Below are 22,263 nucleotides of genomic sequence, written 5' to 3'. Positions count from 1 at the left end.
CGATGCTGGAGACAGCAGCGATCTCCTGGCGATCCCCCGGGGTGAGGAGTTCCGCCGTGTTGCGTGTCGCCGTAGTCGGTTCCGGGCCGAGCGGGTGCTACACCGCCCAGAGCCTCGTCCAGCTGGATCCCGAGGTGCGCGTCGACGTGCTGGACCGGCTGCCGTGCCCGTACGGCCTGGTCCGCTACGGTGTGGCGCCGGACCACGAGAAGATCAAGTCCCTGCAGAACACCCTCCGCGCGGTGCTCGAGCACGAGCGCGTGCGCTTCCTCGGCGGGGTGCCGGTCGGGCCGGACGGGGTGCCGGTGACGCGGCTGCGGGAGCTGTACCACGCGGTGGTGTACTGCGTCGGCGCGGCCACGGACCGCCGGCTGGGCATCCCGGGTGAGGACCTCCCGGGCAGCTGGTCGGCGACCGAGTTCGTGTCCTGGTACAGCGCGCATCCGGACTCCGCCGGGTTCTCCGGCCGCCCCGGTCCGGAAGGCGCCGGCACCGACGGCGGTTTCCTGCACGGAGTGCGGTCGGCGGTGGTCGTCGGCGTGGGCAACGTCGCCGTGGACGTCACCCGCATGCTGTCCCGGGGCGCGGCGGAGCTCACCCCGACCGACATGCCGCACGCCGCCTTGAACGCGTTCGCGGCGAGCCGGGTGGACCTCGTCCACATGGTGGGCCGGCGCGGTCCGTCCCAGGCCCGGTTCACCACCAAGGAGCTGCGCGAACTGGGCTCGCTGCCGGACACCGCCGTCGCCGTGGACCCCGTCGAGGCGGCGCTGGACCCGGCGTACACGGACCCCTCCGCGCTGCCCGCGCCGCAGCGGCGGAACGTCGAGGTGCTGCGTGCCTGGACCGGGGCGCCCGCGCCGGGCGCGCGCCGTCTGATCCGCCTGCGTTTCTTCCTGCGCCCCGTCGAACTGGTCGCCCGGGACGGACGCGTGGGCGCGGTGCGCTTCGAACGGACGGCGCCGGACGGGCACGGGGGCGTGCGGGGCACGGGCCGGTTCGAGGAGATCGAGGCGCAGCTGGTGCTGCGTTCGGTGGGGTACCGCGGGGTGCCGTTGGAAGGGCTGCCGTTCGACCCGGTCACCGGTACGGTGCCGCACGCGGCCGGGCGGGTGCTGCGCGGGGGTGCCGTCGCGCCGGGCGAGTACGTGGCGGGCTGGATCAAGCGCGGCCCGACGGGTGTGATCGGCACCAACCGGCCGTGCGCGAAGGAGACGGTGATGTCGCTGCTGGACGACGCGCCACTGCTCCAGGCACGCGATCTGCCGACCGACGCGTCGGCGGCCCTGCGGGCGGAGGGCGTCGAACCGGTCGAGTGGACGGGCTGGCGGGCGATCGAACGCGCCGAGGCGGAACTGGGCGCCTCGCTGGGCCGGAGCACGGTCAAGCTCCCCGACTGGGAGTCCCTCATGGCGGCGGCCCGGGCGGCCGACGCCTGACATCGGCGCGCACGGGGCGTGAACGGCCTCGCGGTTCAGTTCCGGCTGCCCGTCCTCCGGTCGGCTCGCCGCCGGCGTCGGAGGCCACGTCGTGCGCGACAGGGTGCGGGCGGACGACCTGACGCCGTCGCGGTGACCGGTCCCGCGTCGGCGTCGGCGGGCCGGTTCAGGCCCCGCGGTGGCGGTCGGCCTGCCGGGCGGCGGCGGTGAGCAGGCAGTCGAGCAGGCCGGGGAAGAGGTCGTCCAGGTCGTCCCGGCGCAGGCCGTTCATCTTGGCGGTGCCCTCGTAGGTCTGCCGGATCACGCCGCTCTCGCGCAGCACCCGGAAGTGGTGCGTGGTGGTGGACTTGGTGACCGGCAGGTCGAAGTGCGAGCAGGACAGCCGCACCTCCTCGTCCGCGAGTTCCCGGACGATGCGCAGCCGCACCGGGTCGGAGAGCGCGTGCAGCACGCCCTCCAGCCGGATCTCCTCGCGCGCCGGGTGCGGCAGGTCGCGGCTGCTGGGGGCGGGTGCGGCGGTCGTCACGGCGGCTCCACATTCGGTCCGGGAGCCCTCATTGTACGAGAGTCATCGTAGTTTGACATCCCCCGTACTACGATGCTTATCGTACGAAGCGCAACCGCCCTCTGGCCCACCGAATGGAGCCCGCCGTGAGCACGCTGTTCGAGCCGTACACCTTGCGCGACGTGACGATCCCGAACCGGGTGTGGATGCCGCCGATGTGCCAGTACTCGGCCGCACCCGACGGCCCGGAGGCCGGCGCGCCCGTCGACTGGCACTTCGCGCACTACGCGGCCCGCGCGGCCGGCGGCACCGGACTGATCGTCGTGGAGGCCACCGCGGTCTCGCCCGAGGGCCGCATCTCGCCGTACGACCTCGGCATCTGGAACGACACCCAGGTCGAGGCCTTCCGCCGGATCACCCGCTTCCTCGTCTCGCAGGGCACCGTCCCGGCCATCCAGCTCGCGCACGCCGGACGCAAGGCGTCGACGGACCGGCCCTGGAAGGGCGGCGCGCCGGTCGGGCCGGAGGCGCACGGCTGGCAGCCGGTCGCCCCGAGCCCGCTCGCCTTCGACGAGCGGCACCCGACCCCGGACGAGTTGTCCGTCGAGCGGATCCACGAGATCGTCGGCGAGTTCCGCGCCGCCGCACGCCGGGCGCTCGCCGCCGGCTTCGAGATCGCCGAGATCCACGGCGCCCACGGCTACCTGATCAACGAGTTCCTCTCCCCGCACTCCAACCACCGCACCGACGCCTACGGCGGCTCGTACGAGAACCGGACGCGCTTCGCGCTCGAGGTGGTCGACGCCGTGCGCGAGGAGTGGCCGGACGACAAGCCGCTGTTCTTCCGCATTTCGGCCACCGACTGGCTGGACGGGTCCGGCTGGACGCCGGACGACACCGTGCGCTTCGCCGGTGAGCTGCACGCCCACGGCATCGACCTGCTCGACGTCTCCACCGGCGGCAACGCCTCCGGCGTCCGCATCCCGACCGGCCCCGGCTACCAGGTCCCCTTCGCCGCGCGGGTGCGCAACGAGACGCCGATGCCGGTCGCCGCGGTGGGTCTGATCACCGACGCCGAGCAGGCGGAGAAGATCGTGGCCAACGGCGAGGCGGACGCGGTGCTCCTCGGCCGCGAACTGCTCCGCAACCCCTCCTGGGCCCGGCACGCGGCGCGTGAGCTGGGCGGCGAGGTCCACGTGCCGGACCAGTACCACCGCTCGGTCTGACCTCCGCCCGACACCGGTGCCGGTGGCCGGGGACGCCCTCCGCGTCCCCGGCCACCGGCATTCGTCGTTCCTGGCCGAATGTCATCCGCGCGAGGCGTTGACTAGAAAGCGCTTACCCCATACGTTCCGTTCAGCAGCGTGACCGGTGCACGTCACTTTGGCGGGACGGCCGGGCTCGCTGGGCACCATGCAGAACGTCGTTCATGTACATGACCTTCGGGCGTTCGACAGCGGGACGCCCGAGGGTCCGCGACCCCCACATCCGACAGAAGGAACGACATGACTTCCGCGACACGACCGCGCGCCCGCAGGCGCGCACTGACGGGCGCACTGGCCACCCTGGGCCTCTCGGTTGGCATGATCATGACCACCGGGGCGTCTCCGGCGAACGCCGCCACCTGGCCGACCCCGAACGGCAGCGAGGGCGTCTCCTCGACCATCTCCGTGTCCGGCACCAAGGACTACGGGATGAAGCGGCTGTACGGCACCGGCGACCTGGGCTCGGGCGGCCAGGACGAGGACCAGGGCCCGATCCTGCAACTGGCCGACGGCGCGGTCCTGAAGAACGTCATCCTCGGCGCCCCCGCCGCCGACGGCATCCACTGCCAGGGCTCCTGCACGCTGCAGAACGTCTGGTGGGAGGACGTCGGCGAGGACGCCGCCACGTTCAAGGGCAAGTCGTCGGGCGCGGTCTACACCGTCAGCGGCGGCGGCGCCAAGGAAGCCAGCGACAAGGTGTTCCAGTTCAACGGGGCCGGGACGCTGAACGTGTCGAACTTCGCCGTCAAGAACTTCGGCACCTTCGTCCGCTCCTGCGGCAACTGCTCCACGCAGTACAAGCGGACGATCAACCTCAACACCATCGAGGTGACCTACAAGGGCAGCCGCATCGCCGGCATCAACACCAACTACGGCGACAGCGCGACCCTGCGGAACATCACGATCATCGGGGACAGCAGCAGGAAGATCGTCCCCTGCCAGAAGTACATCGGCAACGACGACGGCGACGAGCCGGACTCCAACGGCTCGGGCCCCGACGGCACGTACTGCAAGTACTCCTCGTCCGACATCACCTACCGGTAGCCCCCCACGGGCGGCGGCCGTACGAGACGTCCCGCGCGGCGTCCCGTACGGCCCGCTCCCCTGCACAGGCCGCCCGCTCCCTTCCGCGGGCCGCGCGTTCCCGGCCGCGGGCGGCCCCTGATCGAGCCAACCGTGCGCAGGGCTCGCGCACAGTCGCCTCCCGGCTGCGCTCGGTTGTCAGTGCCGTGGTGCAGACTCGCGGGAGTCGGCACTGGGCAGGGGGAGGACACGGTGTTCACCGGGATCGACGAGGTCGACTGGGCCTCGATGCGGCATGCGTACGGCAGCGCGGAGGACGTGCCCCGGCTGCTCAGAGGGCTGGCCTCCCCGGACGCCGCCGAGCGGGAGACCGCGCTCGACGGGATGTACGGCGCCGTGCACCACCAGGGCGATGTGTACGACTCCACCCTCGCCTGCGTGCCGTTCCTCTTCGCGCTCGCCGTCCGCGAAGAGGTGCCCGACCGGGCGGGCATCGTCGAACTGCTCGTCAGCATCGGCGGCGCGGACGAAGAAGCGGAGTCGGAAGCCGAGGCCGATGAAGAAGCGGAGTCGGAAGCCGGGGCCGACGGAGTGCCGGACGCCGCGGTGGGCGGCGAGGCGGAGGGCGGCGACGCGGACGGACACGGGCCGCACGCGATGGCGAGGACCGCCGTCCGGGTGGGAGCCGGCGTGTTCGCCCTGCTGCTGGGCGACGCGGACCCCGCGGTGCGCAGGGCGGCGCCGGGCGCGCTGGTGCGGTTCCTCGACCAGCCGGAGCGGGTGCTCGGCCTGCTCCGGGAGCGGATCACCATGGAGCGCGACGACCGGGTGCTGCTCGCGCTGACCGAGAGCCTGGGCCGGTTCGCCCGGCGGCACCCGCACCTGGCCGCCGGAGCCGTGGACCTGCTGGTGGAGCGGAGCGCTCCGCCGCACGGGCCGGGGCTGCGGCTCGCCGCGCTGGGCCAGCTCGCCGGGTGTGCTCCCGAGCGGCTCCCGGCCGATCCGGTGCCGGTCGTCCTGCGGCTGCTCGACGAGCGGGCGGCGCTGCGGCCCGCCGACCCCGAGGAGCCCGGCGGGCCGGACCCGGACACCCTCGTCGGCAGGCTGCGGCGGCTGCGCCCCTCCGACGAGGAGGGCTCCCGGCTGCTGCGCACCCTGCACACCGCCCTCGACGACCGGGTCGCCGACCGGATCGCCCTGCTGTCCGGTCAGCTGGGCCGCCCGGACCCGGTCGACCGGTGCAACGCGGTGTGGATGTCGGCCGGGCTGTTCCGCACCTGGCGCGCCGACTACACCGAGCCGGTCGGCCTGGTCGGCGCCCAGCTGACCGGCGGGGACGACCGGCTGCGCGACGCCGCGGTCGCCGTCCTGGAGGACCTCTTCGAGCTGGCCCTCCCGGCCGCCGGCCACCTGCACGCCCTGCTGACCGACCGCCCCGAGCTGCGCGTGCACACCTGGGAGCGCGGCGTGCCGACCCTGGGCCGTCCGCTCAGGGCGCTGGCCAGGACCGGGGATCCGCGGGCCGTCGGGCTGCTGGCCGAGGTGCTGGCGGGCCCGGTCGTGCCCGACGACCTCGGCCACGTGGTGCCCGCTCTGGGCCGGGCCGCGGCGCCCCTCGCGCCGGCGCTGCGGCAGCACCTCGCCGGGCTTCCGCTCGATGCGGACGACCTGTACGAGCGGGCCGGTTCCACGCTCCGCGCGCTGGCGGCGATCGGTGACGCCGAGGCGGTGCCGGTGGTCCTGCGGATGCCGGCCGGCATGCCGGCGGGCCTCCGGCTGCGGGACTCCCTGGTGGCGGCCGCGTTCCGGGCGCTCGGCGCGGCCGGCGCCGGCGCGCGCGAGGCGATACCCGCGCTGCGTGCCGCGCTGCGCGGCGGGCAGGGTGTCGTGGCGGCGGAGGCGCTGTGGGCCGTGGAGGGTGACCCGGAGGCGGTACTGCCCGTGCTGCTCGGGGAGTTGGACGCCGGCTCGGGCGGTTCGCGCCGGGCGGCGGCCGAGGTGCTGGGGCGGCTGGGTCCCGCGGCCCGTGCCGCGCTGCCCGGACTGCGGCGGCTGACGCAATCCGGTGACCTGTGGGAGCGGACGGCCGCGGCGCACGCCCTGTGGCGGGTCGCCGGTGAGCCGGAGACGGCGGCGGACGTGCTGCGCGCGGCCTGGGCCGAAAGCCCGTACACCCGCGTGCCGACCGCGGACCTCGCGGCGCGGCTCGGCCCCGCGGCGGCACCGCTGCACGACCTCCTCCGGGCGGAGCTCGCCGCGCCCCGCCGGCACCGGGCCGGCCCCGGGGGCCACGGCAGCCACGACGTCCACGAGGACGAGCGGCTGCTGCGGAGTTGCCGGCGTGCGCTGGCCGGCGGATGACGCAGGCCGAGCGGGTGTGCGCCGCGCCGCCGACGAGCGGGCCGCAGGGCCGCCGCACCGTCGCGACCTGCGGCGGGACCTGATCCACAGGTGACTGTCAGTGGTCGGGTGCAGACTGGCCCGTGTCCGGAACGAGGACGTCGACGAGGACGTCGCGGAGGTGATCGGCATGACCGAGGTACTGCTCGCCGTGGGCACCCGCAAGGGCCTTTTCATCGGGCGCCGCCGGGGAGGCACCTGGGAGTTCGACGAGAGTCCCTACTTCAACGCACAGGCCGTGTACTCGGTCGCCGTCGACACCCGCGGCGCCCGCCCGCGGCTCCTCGTCGGCGGTGACAGCGCGCACTGGGGCCCGTCGGTGTTCCACTCCGACGACCTGGGCCGCACCTGGACCGAACCGGCCCGGCCCGCCGTCAAGTTCCCCAAGGACACCGGGGCTTCGCTGGAGCGGGTGTGGCAGCTGCACCCGGCCGCGGCCGAACCGGACGTGGTGTACGCGGGCACGGAACCGGCCGCGCTGTACCGCTCGGAGGACCGCGGGGAGAGCTTCGAGCTGGTCCGGCCGCTATGGGAGCACCCCACGCGGTCCCGGTGGATGCCGGGCGGCGGCGGTGAGGGCCTGCACACCGTGCTCACCGACGCGCGCGATCCGCGGGCCGTGACGGTGGCCGTCTCCACGGCCGGCGTGTTCCGCACGCTGGACGGCGGGGCCAGTTGGGCGCCGTCCAACTCCGGGGTGTCCGCGGTGTTCCTGCCCGATCCCGACCCGGAGTTCGGGCAGTGCGTGCACAAGGTCGCCCGGGACGCGGCGGATCCGGACCGGCTGTACCTGCAGAACCACTGGGGTGTGTACCGCAGCGACGACGCGGGCGGGCACTGGACGGACATCGGCGAGGGACTGCCGTCGACGTTCGGGTTCACCGTGGTCACCCATCCCCGCCGCGGGGACACGGCGTACGTGTTCCCGATCAACGCCGACTCCGACCGGGTGCCGGCCGGGCGGCGCTGCCGGGTCTACCGGACGGCGGACGCCGGCCGCAGCTGGGAGCCGCTCGCGGCGGGACTCCCGCAGGAGGACCACTACGGCACGGTCCTGCGCGACGCGATGTGCCACGACGGCGTGGATCCGGCGGGCCTCTACTTCGGCAACCGCAACGGCGAGGTGTACGCGTCGGCCGACGACGGCGACAGCTGGCGGCAGTTGGCGTCGCACCTGCCGGACGTGCTGTGCGTGCGGGCCGCGGTCGTCGGATGAGCCGCAGCGGTGTTCCGTCGGGCCGTGGCCACTGGTTGATCTCCGCTGCCGCCACGGCAGTAGGGTGACGCCCGTGGCACCACAACCCTTGAACGAAATCGTCGAAGCAGGCTGGGCGCAGGCCCTGGAACCGGTGGCCGGCCGGATCTCCGCGATGGGGGACTTCCTGCGTGCGGAGATCGCCGCGGGACGCACCTACCTCCCGGCCGGAGCGAACGTCCTGCGCGCCTTCCAGCAGCCGTTCGACGAGGTGCGCGTCCTGATCGTCGGACAGGACCCGTACCCGACACCGGGACACGCGGTGGGCCTGTCGTTCTCGGTCGCGCCCGAGGTGCGGCCGCTGCCCGGCAGTCTCATCAACATCTTCCGGGAGCTGACCACCGACCTGGGCCTGCCCCAGCCGTCCAACGGCGATCTCACCCCGTGGACCGAGCAGGGCGTGCTGCTGCTCAACAGGGCGCTCACCACGGCCCCGCGCAAGCCGGGCGCCCACCGCGGCAAGGGCTGGGAGGAGGTCACCGAGCAGGCGATACGGGCGCTGGCCGGGCGGGGCAAGCCGCTGGTCTCCATCCTGTGGGGCCGCGACGCCCGCAACTGCCGTCCGCTGCTCGGGGATCTGCCGGCGGTGGAGTCGGCCCACCCCTCCCCGATGTCCGCCGACCGGGGCTTCTTCGGCTCCCGCCCGTTCAGCCGCGCCAACGACCTGCTGATCCGTCAGGGCGGCCAGCCGGTGGACTGGCGTCTGCCGTGACCGGCACCGGTTACCTCGCCGTGGACTCCGGGGGCTCCGGAGTGCGGTTCGTCGTCGGGGCGGCCGGGCGCGGTCCGCTGGCCCGGGGCGCCTTGGAGGAACCGGTACGGACGGGGCCCCGGGGCCTGGACCCGGATCACCTCATGGAGCAACTCGTGCCGATGGCACGGTCGTTGTGCGCGGAGGCCGGGGTCGGGCGGCTGGCGACGGCGGTCGTCGGGGCGGCCGGTCTGGCCAGCCTGGGCGACGCGCTGCGCGCGGAGCTGCCGGGCATGCTGCGGAGCGAACTGGGCGTGCACCGGGTCGCGTTGGCCGCCGACGCCGTCACCGCGTACGTCGGCGCCCTCGGACCGCGGCCCGGTGCGGTGATCGCGGCGGGCACGGGGCTGATCGCGGTCGGGACCGATCTGACCGGCTGGCGCCGGGCGGACGGCTGGGGGCACCTGCTGGGCGACTGCGGCGGCGGTGCCTGGATCGGACGGGCCGGACTGGAGGCGGCGATGCGCGCCCACGACGGACGGGCGGGCGGCTCCGCGCCGCTGCTGGCGAGCGCCGAGGACCTGTTCGGACCGGCGGCCGGACTGCCCGGCCGGCTGTATCCGCGGACCGACCGGCCGGCGGTGCTCGCCTCCTTCGCGCCCCGGGTGGGCGCGTGTGCGGCCGGGGGCGATCCGGTCGCCGTGCGGATCCTGCGGGCGGCGGCCCGGCACATGGCGGACTCCGCCGCCGCGGTGTGTCCGGCGGCGGGCGAGCCGGTGGTCGGACTCACCGGCGGACTGTTCGAACTGGGCGCCGTCCTGCTCGCACCGCTGGACGAGGAGCTGGCCGAGCGGCTGCCGCGGGCCCGGCGGGTCATGGCCGAGGGGGACCCGTTGCACGGGGCGGTGCGCGTCGCGGAGGACCTCGCCCGTGACTCCCTCACCCTTCCGTGTGACGAAAAGATGCTGTGCGTGACGAGCCCGGCAGGTGAGGCCGTCACCTCCGCGACCGACGCCCGTACGTGACTCATCAGACAAAACCGGACGGATACCGCTCACCTGCACCCTCCCCGAACAGGGGAGCCCAGGAAGCCACTAACATGCCGCAACATGAGCACCCCCACTGGGCCCGCGTCCGGCCTGCCAGTACGAATGCCGCGCCCCCGCCAGCCCGGGCGGCACCGCCGTCCCGAACCCCTGGTGGCTCCCGAGGGCGCGCCCGCGCTCGTCCTCGCCGTGCCGGGTACGCCCAGTAGTGCCACCCGCTCACTGGCCGACGAGGTCGTGAGCATCGCCCGCTCCGAGCTGCCCGGCCTCGACGCCCGGATCGGCTACGTCGACGGCGACGACGAGGAATTCCCCACACTCCAGTCCGTCCTCTCGCACGCCGCCGAGGAGCGCACCGCCCGCTTCGAGCAGGCCCGTGCCGCCGGCATGGACGTCAAGGAGCCGGACGGCCCCGTCGCCGTCGTCGTTCCGCTGCTCGCCGGCCCGGACAGCGCGCTGCTGCGGCAGGTCCGCCAGGCCGTGATGGACAGCCGTGTCGCCGCCGAGCTGACCGATGTGCTGGGCCCGCACCCGCTGCTCGCCGAGGCGCTGCACGTGCGGCTGTCCGAGGCCGGTCTGGCCCGCGCCGACCGCGCCCGTCTGTTCACCGTGGCGACCGCCGCGGACGGCATCATCCTGGCCTCCGTGGGCGGTGACGAGGCCGTGCAGGCGGCCGGCATCACCGGCATGCTGCTCGCCGCGCGCCTCGCCGTGCCGGTGATGGCGGCGGCCCTGGACCAGGAGGGCTCCATCGCCTCCGTGGCGGAGCAGCTGCGCAGCGCCGGTTCGCAGCAGCTGGCCCTCGCGCCGTACCTGATCGGGCCCGAGATCGACGCGAGCCTGATCGAGGAGGCCGCGAAGGAGGCGGACTGCTCCGCCTCCGAGGCGCTCGGCCCGTACCCGGCGATCGGCAAGCTGGCGCTGGCCAAGTACACGACGGCCCTGGGCATCGCCCCGCAGCAGGCGCAGGGCACTCCGGCGCGCTGACACGGCAGGCCCCGAACGACGCCGAACGGGCCCGCTCCGGTTCTCCGGGGCGGGCCCTTCGGCATGCCGGGCGGTCCCGGTCGGCCGTGATCACGGGAGGCAGGCCGACGACCGGGACGGCCGCTGGCGGCGCAGCACGCAACGTCGCGGCGGCCACCGGGAGCAGCCGCCGCGGCCCGGCACTGCGGTGTCCGGCGCGGGCGCCGACCAGGTCACGTCGCCGTACGGCGTGGGCCGCGCTCGCGTCCGCGCGGCCCGGGCCGGGCGGTGCCCTGCGTGTCCGGGCGGGTCAGGCGCCGACCAGTGGCGAGCCGGACCGTGCCCGCAGGGGCGCGGCGAGTTCGGCGAGGGCGCGTTCCAGTCCGTGGAGGTGCGCCAGGGCGGGCTCCGTAGCGGCCGGCGCGGTGTGTACGGCGATGTCCCGGCCCTCGGTGAGCGCCTCGACCGCGACCTCGACGCGTCGGCAGGCGGCGGCGAGCCGGTCGTCGTGCGAGGCCTCCGGGTCGGCGGCGACCGCGACCAGGCCGCGGATCTCCCGGGCGCAGTCGTCGAGCAGGTCGAGCACCCGGCGGGCGCGCCGCTTGCGGCCGAGCGCGGGGTGCAGGGGGTGCACCAGCGGAGCGACGGAGAGCCGTACCCGCGCCAGCAGCTGTTCCAGTTCCGCCACCAGCGGCGTCGGGTCGGCGTCCGCCTTCCCGGCCAGGCGTGCCGCGGTCTCGGCGGTGCACGCGTGGACGCAGCGCAGGGCCCGCTGGATCCAGGCGTCGGTGACGCTGTGGGTGGTCACGGGCAGGACGAAGGCCACCGCGAGCGCCGCGCCGAGCGCGCCGACGCCGGTCTCCACCAGCCGCAGCGCCAGCAGGCCGGGAGTGAGGACGCCCAGCAGGCCGTAGAGCATGGCGGCGAGCACCGTCACCCAGAGCATCATCCAGGTGTAGGAGACGGCGGCGGTGTAGAAGATGCCGAAGACGGAGAGGGCGACGACCAGGGCGGTCAGGGGTCCGTCACCGTGGGCGGGGACGGCGACGAACAGGGCGATCCCGATGCCGATGACCGTGCCCAGCACCCGCCGGAAGCCGCGCACCAGTGTCTCGCCGCGCGAGGTGGTGTTGACGAACACCCACCAGGTGGCGCCGACGGCCCAGTACCAGCGCTGGCCGGACACCAGCTGGCCCACGACCAGGGCGAAGCCGGCGCCGGCGGTCGCCTGGATCGCCTGGCGGGTGGTCACCCGGGCGAGCCCGGTGCCGCCCGGCGGCGCCGGCACGACGGCCGGGGGCAGGCGGCGCTCGTAGCACCAGATCCCGAAGCGCACCGTGGCCGCGGCGAGCACGGAGAGCACGACGGAGGCGTACAGCTCGGGGAGCTGGTGCGTGCGCGTGTGCAGGAACTGCGCCACGAAGTACGTCATGAACGCGAAGACACCGAGGCTGTGACCGCGCGGTCCCCAGCGCCGCGCGTACACGCCCAGTCCGACGACGGCGAGGAAGACGAGGTCCCGCGCCACCGGGTGGTCGTGGAGCACGGCGGCGACGGCGAGCACCGGCAGGCCGACGGCGGGCAGCAGCGCCGTGGTGAGGGCCTGGGCGCGGACGGTGGCGTCGGTGACGGTGAACAGGGCGAGCAGCGCGGCGAGCCCGCCGGTGACGGCACCGGTGAGCGTGTGTCCGGCCAGGCCGCAGACGACGACGGCCACGGAGATGCCGAGCACGGCCCGCGCCGCGAAACGCAGCCGGGTCCGGCCCGGGTCCGGAGCCATGAACACCCTCTTCAGCACCGCTTATCGCCCCCTGGGAATGGTGGTGTGCACCGTGGCATGAGAAAGGCGCCGCGGGGTCCGCAGCGCCATCGACTCGTCCATATCAGCATCTCTTCCACCAGTGGCTCAACAGGCGTCCACTGAAGTGGTCCATTGGTACAGTGGCTGTGGCTTTTCTCTGGCCATGTAGGTGCCAATGGCCGACCCGGGGACGTGGGGCGTCATGACCGTGGACGAACTCGACACGCGCATCCTGCGGCTGCTGCTGGAGCGGCCGCGCACCAGCGTGCGGGAGTACGCGCGGATCCTCGGGGTGGCCCGCGGCACTCTTCAGGCGCGCCTGGACCGCCTGGAGCGCGACGGTGTGATCACCGGTACCGGCCCGGCCCTCTCCCCCGCCGCGCTGGGCCATCCGGTGCTGGCGTTCGTGCACATCGAGGTCACCCAGGGCCATCTGGACGAGGTGGGGGACGCGCTGGCCGCCGTACCGGAGATCGTCGAGGCGTTCTCCATCACGGGCGGCGGCGATCTGCTGACGCGGGTGGTGGCACGCGACGCCGGGCACCTGGAGGACGTGATCCAGCAGCTGATCAGCCTGCCCGGCGTGGTGCGCACCCGCACCGAGGTGGCCCTGCGCGAGCGCGTCCCGCACCGGCTGCTGCCGCTGGTGGAGTCGGTCGGCCGGTCGGCGGCGCGGAAGTGAGCCCTGGCATCCTGGACCCCATGAGCACCCTCGGTCCCCTCTCGGTCCTCTTCGACCTCGACGGAACGCTCGTGGACAGCGAGCCCGCCTACTACGAGGCGGGCCGGCGGACCCTCGCCGCGTACGGGGTCCCGGACTTCTCCTGGGCGGAGCACGAGCGCTACGTCGGCATCAGCACCCGGGAGACGATCGCCGACTGGCGGGCGAGGTACGGCATCACCGCCCCGGTCGAGGAGCTGCTCGCGGTCAAGAACCGCCACTATCTCGAGCTGGCCGCCGCCGGCATGCGGGCCTATCCGGAGATGCGCGCGTTCGTCGAGCTGCTGGCCGCCGAGGGCGTGCCGATGGCCGTGGCCTCCGGTTCGTCCCGTGAGGCCATCGCCGCGGTCCTGGCCGGCACGGGTCTGGACGCACGGCTGCGCACGGTGGTCTCGGCCGACGAGGTCGCGCGCGGCAAGCCGGCTCCCGACGTCTTCCTGGAGGCGGCCCGCCGGCTGGGCGTGGCTCCGTCCGACTGCGTGGTGGTCGAGGACGCGGCGCCGGGTGCGGCCGCCGCGCACGCCGCGGGGATGCGCTGCATCGCGGTTCCGTACGTGGCCGCGCAGGCCGGTGCCGCCGAGTTCGCCACCGCGGGTCTGCTGCTGCGCGGCGGGCAGGCCGAGTTCACGGCCCGGGCGGCGTTCGCGTGGCTGACGGACGGCGCCCGGGGCGCCTGAGCGGAGCGGACCGTCTCCCGTGTGCCCGCCGTTCCCGGCCACCGTCCGGAACTGATCGCTCCCGAACCGTTGACGCCCCACCGCGCCGTCCCTATCGTCTGGGCGACTCTTCGAACGACGTTCGCAATACCGAACACGCAGGTGTGCCGGACGCCGTCGAGCCCACGAACAGAGGAGCATCCATGGCACGGCCCCTCTCCCGACGCACCCTCTTCCGGGCCGCCGCGGTGACGGCGACGGCCACCGCGGTCTCCGCCGCCGCCACCGGACGTGCCGCGGCCACCGGACGCGCCGCCGCACCCGGTGCACCTGCCGCCGCCTCCGGTGTCCCGGCGGCGTGGACGGTACGGCCGTTCCAGGCGTCGGACGTCACGCTCGGACCGGGCGTCTTCGCCGACAAACAGCGGCTGATGCTCGACCACGCCCGCGGCTACGACGTGCACCGGCTGCTCCAGGTCTTCCGCGCCAACGCCGGCCTGTCCACCGGCGGCGCGGTCGCACCCGGCGGCTGGGAGGGACTGGACGGGGAGGCCAACGGCAATCTGCGCGGCCACTACACCGGCCACTTCCTGACCATGCTGGCGCAGGCGTACCTCGGCACCGGCGAGCAGCTCTTCGCGGACCGGATCGACACCGTGGTCGGCGCCCTGACCGAGGTGCGGGAAGCGCTGCGCCGCGGCCCGCGGGTGCTCAGCGTCGAGGGACGGTTCGGGCGTGCGGCGGAGAACGTACGCGGCTCCCACCAGTACGCCGACCTTCCGTCCGCCGTCCTCGGCGCAGCCCCGGCGCTCACCCTGTCCACGTGGGTGCGCCCCGCGCACGACGCCGCCTGGGCGCGGATCTTCGACTTCGGCGACGACACCACCCGCTATCTGTACCTGGCCGCCCGCAACGCCGACGGGGTGCCGCGGTTCGCCGTCAGCACGTCGGGGCCGGGCGGCGAACAGGGCCTCGACGGCACCGCGCCGCTGCCGCTCGGCGAGTGGAGCCATCTGGCGGTGACCCTCGCCGACGGCACCGGCACCCTCTACGTCAACGGCACCGCCGTCGCCCGCAGCACCGGCATCACCCTGACCCCGGCCGCGCTCGGCCCGCTCGCGCACCACTGGCTGGGCCGTTCCCACTTCCCCGCCGACCCGGTCTTCGCGGGCGCCTTCGAGGACGTCAACGTCTTCTCCCGGGCCCTGACCGCCGCCGAGATCGGCGCGTTGCAGAGCCGGCGGGCCGCCGACACACCGGCCGGCCGGGGCGACCTCGCGTCGTACGCCTTCGACGAGACGTCCGGCGGGACCTTCGCGGACGGCTCGGGGCGCGGGCTCGACGCCACCCTGCGCCGCACCTGGGGCGCGCCCAGCCACCCGGGGTTCCTCGCCGCCTACCCGGAGACGCAGTTCATCGAGCTGGAGTCGATGACCCGCAGCGACTACACCCGGGTGTGGGCGCCGTACTACACCGCCCACAAGATCCTCCGCGGCCTGCTCGACGCGCACCTCGCCACCGGGGACGAGCGGGCGCTCGACCTGGCGTCCGGCATGTGCGACTGGATGTACGCGCGGCTGTCCGCGCTGCCGGCGGCCACCCTGCAGCGGATGTGGGGGCTGTTCTCCAGCGGGGAGTTCGGCGGCATCGCCGAGGCCGTGTGCGACCTGCACGCCGTCACCGGGCGGGCCGAACACCTCGCGCTGGCGCGGCTGTTCGACCTGGACCGGCTCATCGACGCCTGCGCCGCGAACACCGACGTCCTCGACGGGCTGCACGCCAACCAGCACATCCCGATCTTCACGGGTCTGGTGCGGCTGCACGACGAGACGGGCGAGGAGCGCTACCTGACGGCGGCGAAGAACTTCTGGCGCATGGTCGTACCGCACCGCATGTACGCCATCGGCGGCACCAGCAGCGGCGAGTTCTGGAAGGCCCGCGGCGTGATCGCGGGCACGATCGGCGACACCACCGCCGAGACCTGCTGCGCGTACAACATGCTCAAGCTGAGCCGGACCCTGTTCTTCCACGAGCAGGACCCGGCCTACATGGACTACTACGAACGGGCCCTGTACAACCAGGTGCTCGGCTCCAAGCGGGACGCGCCGGACGCGGAGAAACCGCTCGTCACCTACTTCATCGGCCTGACGCCCGGCCATGTGCGCGACTACACGCCCAAGCAGGGCACCACCTGCTGCGAGGGCACCGGCATGGAGAGCGCCACGAAGTACCAGGACTCGGTGTACTTCGCGAAGGCCGACGGCAGCGCCCTGTACGTCAATCTGTACAGCGCGTCCCGGCTGACCTGGGCCGAGAAGGGCGTCACGGTCACGCAGACCACCCGCTACCCGCAGGAGCAGGGCAGCACGCTCACCGTCGGTGGCGGCCCGGCCTCCTTCACCCTGCTGCTGCGCGTGCCGTCCTGGGCGAACGACGGCTTCCGGGTGACCGTCAACGGACGTGCCGTGCCCGGTGACCCGGCTCCCGGCAGCTACTTCGCCGTCTCCCGGACCTGGCGCGCCGGCGACACCGTGCGGATCTCCGTGCCCTTCCGGCTGCGAGTGGAGCGCGCCCTCGACGACCCGGGCCTGCAGGCCCTGTTCCTCGGCCCGGTCAACCTGGTCGCCCGTGCCCCGGGTCCCGACGCCGTGCGGTTCGGGCTGTACGGCCGCGCCGCCCTCTCCGGCGATCTGCTGCCCTCCCTCACGCCGGTCCCGGACAAGCCGCTGCACTACACGCTGGACGGCATCGAACTGGCGCCCTTCTCCGAAGGGACCGAGGATCCGACGCACGCCTACTTCCGCCGCCGGGAACCGCGAGTGGTCTTCGGCGGGTCCGACTCCGGCGTCGCCAACCCCTCCCGCGACGACGGCACGACCCTGCTCGACGAGATCTGGGCCGGGGCGCCCTTCGCCGGGAAGGGCGCGCTGGTCGCGCGGGTACGCTCCACCGTGGACGCGTGGGTGTCCGCCGGGCTGCTCGACCGCGCCGACGGCGACCGGGTGGTGCGGACGGCGCGGGAGGCGACGTACGTGTCCTGAGCCGGGCCCGCCCTCGAAGGACGGGGCCGTCCCGGGAGACGGCCCGTCCCCGAGGGCGGGTCACCTGCTCGAAGGCCCGCTCCTCCAAGGCGGGCCGCTCCTCCAAGGCGGGCCGCTCCTCCAAGGCGGGCCGCTCTTCCGAGGCGGGCCGCTCTTCCCAGACAGGTCGCTCTTCCGAGGCGGGTCGAAAATTCTTTCCGGAACGCTGATTGCCCCGCCCCCGCCGTCCGTACTTCCTGCTGTTGGGCCGTTCACATCCCAGGAGGCACGATGCGCATCTCGCGCAGCACGGCAGGAACCGCGTTCGTGGGCGGAGCCATGATCCTCACCCTCACCGCGCTCGCCTATCCCACCATGCTGGGCGTACAGAACACATCGACCAAGCAGGACCGGGTGATCGCCAACACCAACTACGGTCCGCTCACCGAGGCCGACCGTGACTTCGTGGTGAAGGTGCGCGCGGCGGGGCTGTGGGAGCACCCGCTGGGGCTGCTGGCGATGGAGCGGGGCACGACGCCCGAGATGAAGGAGGCGGGCGAGCACCTGGTCGTCGGTCACGGCCGGCTCGACGACACCTGCCGCAGGATCGCCATCGAACTCGGCATCACGCTGCCGAACCAGGCCTCGCCCCAGCAGCAGGGCTTCGTGGCGACCGTCCAGTCCTCCACCGGAAAGGAGTTCGACTCCACGGCGGTGAACATCATGCGGGTGACCCACGGCCAGATCTTCCCGGCCATCGCCAAGATCCGGGCCAACACCAGGAACACCCTGGTGCGGCAGCTCGCCGACCAGGCCAACGACACGGTGCTCGACCACATCACGGTGCTGGAGAAGACCGGGCTGGTCAATCACGAGCAGGTCAACTTCCAGCAGACCAGCCCGCCCAAGATGCCCCTGGAGCAGGTGACCCCACCGGCGCCGCAGGCGGGCGCGCCGGTCCTGGTACTGAAGATCCCCAAGAGCCTGGAGGACCTGAACACGGCCTCTCCGGCGCCGGCACCGTCACCGACCGTCGGCTAGGTAGGCCGCACGGTCACGACCTGCGGCGGGGCTTGCCCTTCCCCCGGCTGCCTGAGGCGCCGCCGGACGATCCCCGGCGGCCGCGGCCGGCCGGCTGCTGCTTGCGGGCACCGCCGGACCGGTCCGCCCGCCCGTCCCGCTCGCGCCTGTCCTGCGCCGGGGGCTGCTTGCGTCCGCGGGTGCTGTTGACGGTGCGGCCGCGGACGATGCCGATGAAGTCCTCGACCCGGTCCGTCGTCGCCGCCTCGGGCCAGGCGAGGGCGACGCTCGACTCGGGGGCCTCCTCCAGCGGGCGGTGGGTGAGGTCCTTGCGGTGGTGCAGCCGCGCCAGGGACAGCGGCACCACCAGCACACCGATCCCGGCCGCGACCAGCTCGACCGCGTCGGCGGTGGTGGCGGGGCGCTCCAGGGCGGGCCGCCCGGGCAGGGTCTCCCAGGCCAGCACGTCGTCGAGGGGGTGCAGCACGATGTCGTCGGACAGATCGTCCGGGGTGACCGTGTCGGCCGCCGTGACGAGATGGTCGCGGGGCACCACGACGACGGTCTGCTCGGTGTAGAGCGGGATGGCGCTGAGGACCGTACGGTCCACGGGCAGCCGGACCAGTCCCGCGTCGGCCTCACCGCCCAGCAGCAGGTCCTGCGCGGTCCCGGCGGGCACCTGGGTGAGGGCCAGCGGGACGTCGGGCAGCCGCTCCTTCCAGATGCGCACCCACTTGTCGGGCATCACGCCGGGGACGTACACCAGCCGGAACGGGGAAGGGACTGCCGAGCCTGTCACCGGGCCAGATTACCGGCCGTGGTCGGCGGTCGCGCACACGCTCGATACCCTGGACGCCATGACGTCGCACCAGAGCACCCAGACGATGAAGCCCGCGACCGCGGCGAAGAAGCTGGGTGTGTACCTCGAGGCCACCCCCGCCGAGTTCCGGGAGGGTGTCGTCTCACGGGCCGAGCTGAACGCGCTCCAGGCGGATCCCCCGCAGTGGCTGCGGGACCTGCGGCGCGACGGCCCGCACCCGCGGCCGGTGGTCGCGGCGAAGCTGGGCGTCTCCATCGCCGGCCTGGCGCGCGGCGGGGTCACCGAGCCGCTCACCACCGAGCAGATCGAGGCGCTGAAGCAGGAGCGGCCCGAATGGCTGGAGCGGGAGCGCGCCACCCAGGCCGAGGTGCGCAAGGAGGCGGCCCGCCTCAAGGAGCGCGACGCGGAGCGCGCGCAGCAGGGCGACTGACCCGGCGCGGAGCCCGAGCACCGCGATCGCCAGCCCGCGCCACCCTTCCGGCGGATAGAAATATCCACCAGCATGTCCGTACAGCACGCGCCGCTCCCGCGGCGGCGCGGCCGACGTGCCCGGGGATGGGACATGCACAGCTCCATGTGGAAGCAGGCCGTCGAGTGGCTGGCCGCGGCGGCCACGGACCCGCAGCAGTGCAAGCGCGAATGGGACCACGGCCGGGGAACGGCACTGCTCGCGGCCGGCCGGTACTGGGACGTGCTCAGCGTTCCCGACCGCCTCGGACTGCTCGCCCTGGACGTCCTGTGGCACGACCCGCTGAAGGCGCCCGGACCCACCCTGGTGGATGTCACGGCCCGCAGAGTGGGGTTCTTCCTGCCGCCCGACCCGGCCAGCGAGTGGGTCGGGTGCGGGGTGCGGCACGTCGGCCGGGGCTCCTGGGTCGCGGTGCCGCCGCCGTACCGGCCCGCCGGCCGCCTGGAGTGGCTGGTCCCGCCGGACGGCACCGGCACCCTGCACGCCCCGGGGCCGCTCGAACTGGCCCTGCGCAAGGCCACCGGGACGCTCGCCGTACTGGCCCCGGTCAGCGCGGAACCGGCCGGACCGGACGGCTGGTGAGCCCGCTCCGGCGGCGCACCGCGGCCACCGTCCCGCTGCCCGGCGCGGCCTCCCACCGCACCGCCGTCACCGCCCGGGGCCGCTGGTCGGCCCGCGCTGTTTGACCCTCGACCTTGTCGAGGGACCAGGGTCGGGGACGTGGAGAACGAGATGCGCAGCATCGGTGAGACGGCCCGGGACAGCGGGCTGAGCGTGAGCGCCCTGCGGTTCTACGACCGTGCCGGAGTCCTGGTCCCCGACCGGGTGGACCCGGTCAGCGGCTACCGCTGGTACGGCCCCGGGCAGCTCGACGAGGCCCGGCTGCTGGCCCGGCTGCGCCGGGCAGGGATGCCGCTGGCGGACGTCCGGCTGGTCCTGGCCGGCTGGTCGGGACCCGACACCGATCTGGTACGGCAGCTCCTTGAGGCGCATCTGCGCCGACTGGAGCAGGGCCTGTCGGCCGCCCGCACCGAGTTCTCCGCGCTTCGAGACCTGCTCGACCACAGGGAGAACCCCATGACGCCACCCCGTACCACCGTGCCCGTCCGGCTGACCGTGTCCGCCCCCGCGCTGGCCGCCGCGCTGGACGCGGTCCGCTTCGCGGCCGGCGCCGACCCGCAGCTGCCGATGCTCGGCGGGATCCTGTTCGACGTGGAGGACGGCGCGCTGCGCCTGGTGGCCACCGACCGGTACCGGATGGCGGTCGCGCGTGCCGACGCCGACGGGCACGACGGGCCGCGCCTCCAGGTCACCGTGCCGACGGCCCTCGCCGACGCGATGGGGGCGCTGCTCGACGGCGAGGAGCAGGCCCGGCTGGTCGTGGACGGTGACCGCGTCACCCTGGAGGCCGGGGACCGGCAGGCGGCGGGGCGGTGCCTCGGCCACGACTTCCCGGACTACCGGCGTCTCGTCCGGCTCCCGGCGGGACGGCGCGCCGAGGTGGACGTGCCGGCGTTCCGGGAGGCGGTGCTCACGGGACCCGTCCGTGCGGGCGAGGTACGCGAGCAGGACGGCGCGCCGTGCGACCTCAGCGTGCTGGAGGTGTCGGAGGACGGCTCGGTCACCGTGGCCGGCGAGGGGGCCGAGGTCCGGGACCCGGTCGTCGTGAACCGGGCGTACCTGCTGGACGCGCTCGCGGCCGGGGCCCGGGAGCGGCTGGTGCTGGAGCTCGGCGCACCCACGGCGCCCCTGGCGGTCCGCCGCCCGGACGACGAGCACACGTTCTCTCTTCTCATGCCGGTGCGGCTGGACGGTTAGCCCGGTCCGCAGCCGTCGGCCCCCACGGCCACCGCCGGTACGGGGCCGGGTGGCGGCGCTGCGCCCGGGCAGCCGTCGGTGCGGCTGCCCGGGCCGGTTCAGCGTTCGGAACCGCTGTCGTCCACCGGCTCCAGCGTCTTCGCCGTCGGCGCCGTGTCGTGGACGGGCGCGACGTCCGCGGTCGCGGTGCGGCGGCGGGTCAGCCACAGGGCGACGGGCTCGGTGTAGCGGGCCGTGAGCGGTCCGAGGACGACCAGGACCAGGACGTACGCCGTGGCCAGCGGGCCGAGCTCCGGTTCGATGCCGGCGGTGACCGCGAGCCCGGCGATGACGATGGAGAACTCGCCGCGGGCGACCAGGGTGCCGCCCGCGCGCCAGCGGCCCTTGGGGGAGATACCGGCGCGGTGGGCGGCCCAGTAGCCGGTGGCGATCTTCGTCAGCGCGGTGACGACGGCCAGCGCGAGGGCGGGCAGGATCACCGGCGGGATCGACTCGGGGTCGGTGTGCAGGCCGAAGAAGACGAAGAACACGGCGGCGAACAGGTCCCGCAGCGGCGCCAGCAGATTGTGCGCGCCCTCGGCGACCTCCCCGGACAGGGCGATGCCGACGAGGAACGCGCCGACGGCCGCCGACACCTGCAACTGCTGGGCCAGCCCGGCGACCAGCAGGGTCAGGCCGAGCACGACCAGCAGCAGCTTCTCCGGGTCGTCACTGGAGACGAAGCGGGAGATCACCCGTCCGAAGCGGACGGCGACGAACAGCACCAGCCCGGCGACGCCCAGCGCGATGGCCAGGGTGACACTGCCCGCGGCGAGGCTGACCCCGGCCAGCAGGGCGGTGATGATCGGCAGGTAGACCGCCATCGCCAGGTCCTCGAGCACGAGGATGCTGAGGATGACCGGCGTCTCGCGGTTGCCGAGCCGTCCCAGGTCGCCGAGGACCTTGGCGATGACTCCGGAGGAGGAGATCCAGGTGACGCCTGCCAGCACCACGGCGGCGACCGGGCCCCAGCCCAGCAGCAGGGCCAGGGCGGCGCCGGGCAGGGCGTTGAGCGCCATGTCGACGAGGCCGGCCGGGTACTGGGTCTTGAGGTTGGAGACGAGGTCGCTGGCGGTGTACTCCAGGCCGAGCATGAGCAGCAGCAGGATGACGCCGATCTCGGCGCCGATCGCCACGAACTCCTCGCTCGCGCCGAGCGGCAGCAGACCGCCCTCGCCGAAGGCCAGACCGGCCAGCAGGTAGAGGGGGATCGGGGAGAACTGGAGGCGCCCGGCGAGGCGTCCCAGCAGGCCGAGGCCCAGGATGATCGCGCCGAACTCGATCAGGAAGGTCGCGGAGGAGTGCACGC

General features: G+C 74.1%; 19 protein-coding genes. 15 read left to right on the top strand and 4 right to left on the bottom strand.

Annotation, left to right across the window (positions count from 1 at the left end; genetic code table 11):
- Positions 1–56: 56 nt before the first annotated feature.
- Positions 57–1,439, top strand: a complete 1,383-nt coding sequence (locus FGW31_RS30780; protein WP_142196818.1) for an FAD-dependent oxidoreductase — start codon at positions 57–59, stop codon at positions 1,437–1,439.
- 166 nt (positions 1,440–1,605) lie between these two features.
- Here FGW31_RS30780 and FGW31_RS30775 read toward each other — a convergent pair whose 3' ends face one another.
- Positions 1,606–1,965: an ArsR/SmtB family transcription factor gene (locus FGW31_RS30775; RefSeq protein WP_142196817.1), complete on the bottom strand. Its 360-nt coding sequence runs from the start codon at positions 1,963–1,965 to the stop codon at positions 1,606–1,608.
- A 125-nt stretch (positions 1,966–2,090) separates the two neighbouring features.
- Between FGW31_RS30775 and FGW31_RS30770 the strand changes: the two genes are divergently transcribed.
- The 7 genes from FGW31_RS30770 (at position 2,091) to FGW31_RS30740 (ending at position 10,611) form a co-directional block, all read left to right on the top strand.
- A complete protein-coding gene (locus FGW31_RS30770) occupies positions 2,091–3,170 on the top strand; it encodes an NADH:flavin oxidoreductase/NADH oxidase (protein WP_142196816.1) in 1,080 nt (359 codons plus the stop codon).
- Positions 3,171–3,449: 279 nt separating this feature from the next.
- A complete protein-coding gene (locus tag FGW31_RS30765; RefSeq protein ID WP_142196815.1) occupies positions 3,450–4,253 on the top strand; it encodes a pectate lyase in 804 nt (267 codons plus the stop codon).
- Positions 4,254–4,484: 231 nt separating this feature from the next.
- Positions 4,485–6,593, top strand: coding sequence for a HEAT repeat domain-containing protein (locus FGW31_RS30760; RefSeq protein ID WP_142196814.1), 2,109 nt, complete (start codon positions 4,485–4,487; stop codon positions 6,591–6,593).
- A gap of 100 nt (positions 6,594–6,693) precedes the next feature.
- Positions 6,694–7,848 (top strand): WD40/YVTN/BNR-like repeat-containing protein, encoded by a 1,155-nt coding sequence (locus FGW31_RS30755; RefSeq protein ID WP_142196813.1) that lies wholly within the window; start codon positions 6,694–6,696, stop codon positions 7,846–7,848.
- Between the two features lie 73 nt (positions 7,849–7,921).
- Entirely contained in the window at positions 7,922–8,599 is a 678-nt protein-coding gene (locus FGW31_RS30750) for a uracil-DNA glycosylase (protein WP_142196812.1), read from the top strand.
- Complete coding sequence (locus FGW31_RS30745) at positions 8,596–9,603, top strand: N-acetylglucosamine kinase (RefSeq protein ID WP_142196811.1); 1,008 nt, start codon at positions 8,596–8,598, stop codon at positions 9,601–9,603. Before FGW31_RS30750 ends, FGW31_RS30745 begins: the two co-directional genes overlap by 4 nt.
- 84 nt (positions 9,604–9,687) lie before the next feature.
- The gene (locus tag FGW31_RS30740; RefSeq protein WP_142196810.1) at positions 9,688–10,611 is read left to right on the top strand and encodes a sirohydrochlorin chelatase; all 924 of its coding nucleotides are present in this window, start codon (positions 9,688–9,690) and stop codon (positions 10,609–10,611) included.
- A 289-nt stretch (positions 10,612–10,900) separates the two neighbouring features.
- Here the strand turns inward: FGW31_RS30740 and FGW31_RS30735 are convergent, their stop codons facing one another.
- The gene (locus FGW31_RS30735) at positions 10,901–12,388 is read right to left on the bottom strand and encodes an FUSC family protein (protein WP_142196809.1); all 1,488 of its coding nucleotides are present in this window, start codon (positions 12,386–12,388) and stop codon (positions 10,901–10,903) included.
- 205 nt (positions 12,389–12,593) lie between these two features.
- Between FGW31_RS30735 and FGW31_RS30730 the strand changes: the two genes are divergently transcribed.
- From FGW31_RS30730 to FGW31_RS30715, 4 genes are all read left to right on the top strand, one after another.
- Positions 12,594–13,073 carry an Lrp/AsnC family transcriptional regulator gene (locus FGW31_RS30730; RefSeq protein WP_142196808.1) on the top strand — a complete coding sequence of 160 codons (480 nt, stop codon included), beginning with the start codon at positions 12,594–12,596 and terminating at the stop codon, positions 13,071–13,073.
- 20 nt (positions 13,074–13,093) lie between these two features.
- Positions 13,094–13,789 (top strand): HAD family hydrolase, encoded by a 696-nt coding sequence (locus tag FGW31_RS30725; protein WP_142196807.1) that lies wholly within the window; start codon positions 13,094–13,096, stop codon positions 13,787–13,789.
- A 182-nt stretch (positions 13,790–13,971) separates the two neighbouring features.
- A complete protein-coding gene (locus FGW31_RS30720; RefSeq protein WP_142196806.1) occupies positions 13,972–16,809 on the top strand; it encodes a beta-L-arabinofuranosidase domain-containing protein in 2,838 nt (945 codons plus the stop codon).
- Between the two features lie 270 nt (positions 16,810–17,079).
- A complete protein-coding gene (locus FGW31_RS30715) occupies positions 17,080–17,829 on the top strand; it encodes a DUF4142 domain-containing protein (protein WP_142196805.1) in 750 nt (249 codons plus the stop codon).
- A gap of 13 nt (positions 17,830–17,842) precedes the next feature.
- Here the strand turns inward: FGW31_RS30715 and FGW31_RS30710 are convergent, their stop codons facing one another.
- Complete coding sequence (locus tag FGW31_RS30710) at positions 17,843–18,607, bottom strand: LysR family transcriptional regulator substrate-binding protein (RefSeq protein ID WP_142196804.1); 765 nt, start codon at positions 18,605–18,607, stop codon at positions 17,843–17,845.
- Between the two features lie 58 nt (positions 18,608–18,665).
- On the opposite strand from FGW31_RS30710, the gene FGW31_RS30705 reads away from it, so the two are divergent.
- The 3 genes from FGW31_RS30705 to FGW31_RS30695 all read left to right on the top strand — a co-directional run bounded on the left by FGW31_RS30705 (position 18,666) and on the right by FGW31_RS30695 (position 20,915).
- Complete coding sequence (locus FGW31_RS30705; protein WP_142196803.1) at positions 18,666–19,058, top strand: DUF5997 family protein; 393 nt, start codon at positions 18,666–18,668, stop codon at positions 19,056–19,058.
- A gap of 132 nt (positions 19,059–19,190) precedes the next feature.
- Complete coding sequence (locus tag FGW31_RS30700; RefSeq protein WP_142196802.1) at positions 19,191–19,679, top strand: hypothetical protein; 489 nt, start codon at positions 19,191–19,193, stop codon at positions 19,677–19,679.
- A 138-nt stretch (positions 19,680–19,817) separates the two neighbouring features.
- Positions 19,818–20,915 (top strand): DNA polymerase III subunit beta family protein, encoded by a 1,098-nt coding sequence (locus FGW31_RS30695; protein WP_233452596.1) that lies wholly within the window; start codon positions 19,818–19,820, stop codon positions 20,913–20,915.
- Between the two features lie 98 nt (positions 20,916–21,013).
- On the opposite strand, the gene FGW31_RS30690 is transcribed toward FGW31_RS30695, so the two are convergent.
- Positions 21,014–22,261 (bottom strand): cation:proton antiporter, encoded by a 1,248-nt coding sequence (locus FGW31_RS30690; protein WP_142196801.1) that lies wholly within the window; start codon positions 22,259–22,261, stop codon positions 21,014–21,016.
- Between the last annotated feature and the right edge of the window lie 2 nt (positions 22,262–22,263).

The organism is Streptomyces calvus, from assembly GCF_006782915.1.
GTDB lineage: Bacteria > Actinomycetota > Actinomycetes > Streptomycetales > Streptomycetaceae > Streptomyces > Streptomyces calvus.
This window is presented reverse-complemented; position numbering and strand designations above follow the sequence as displayed.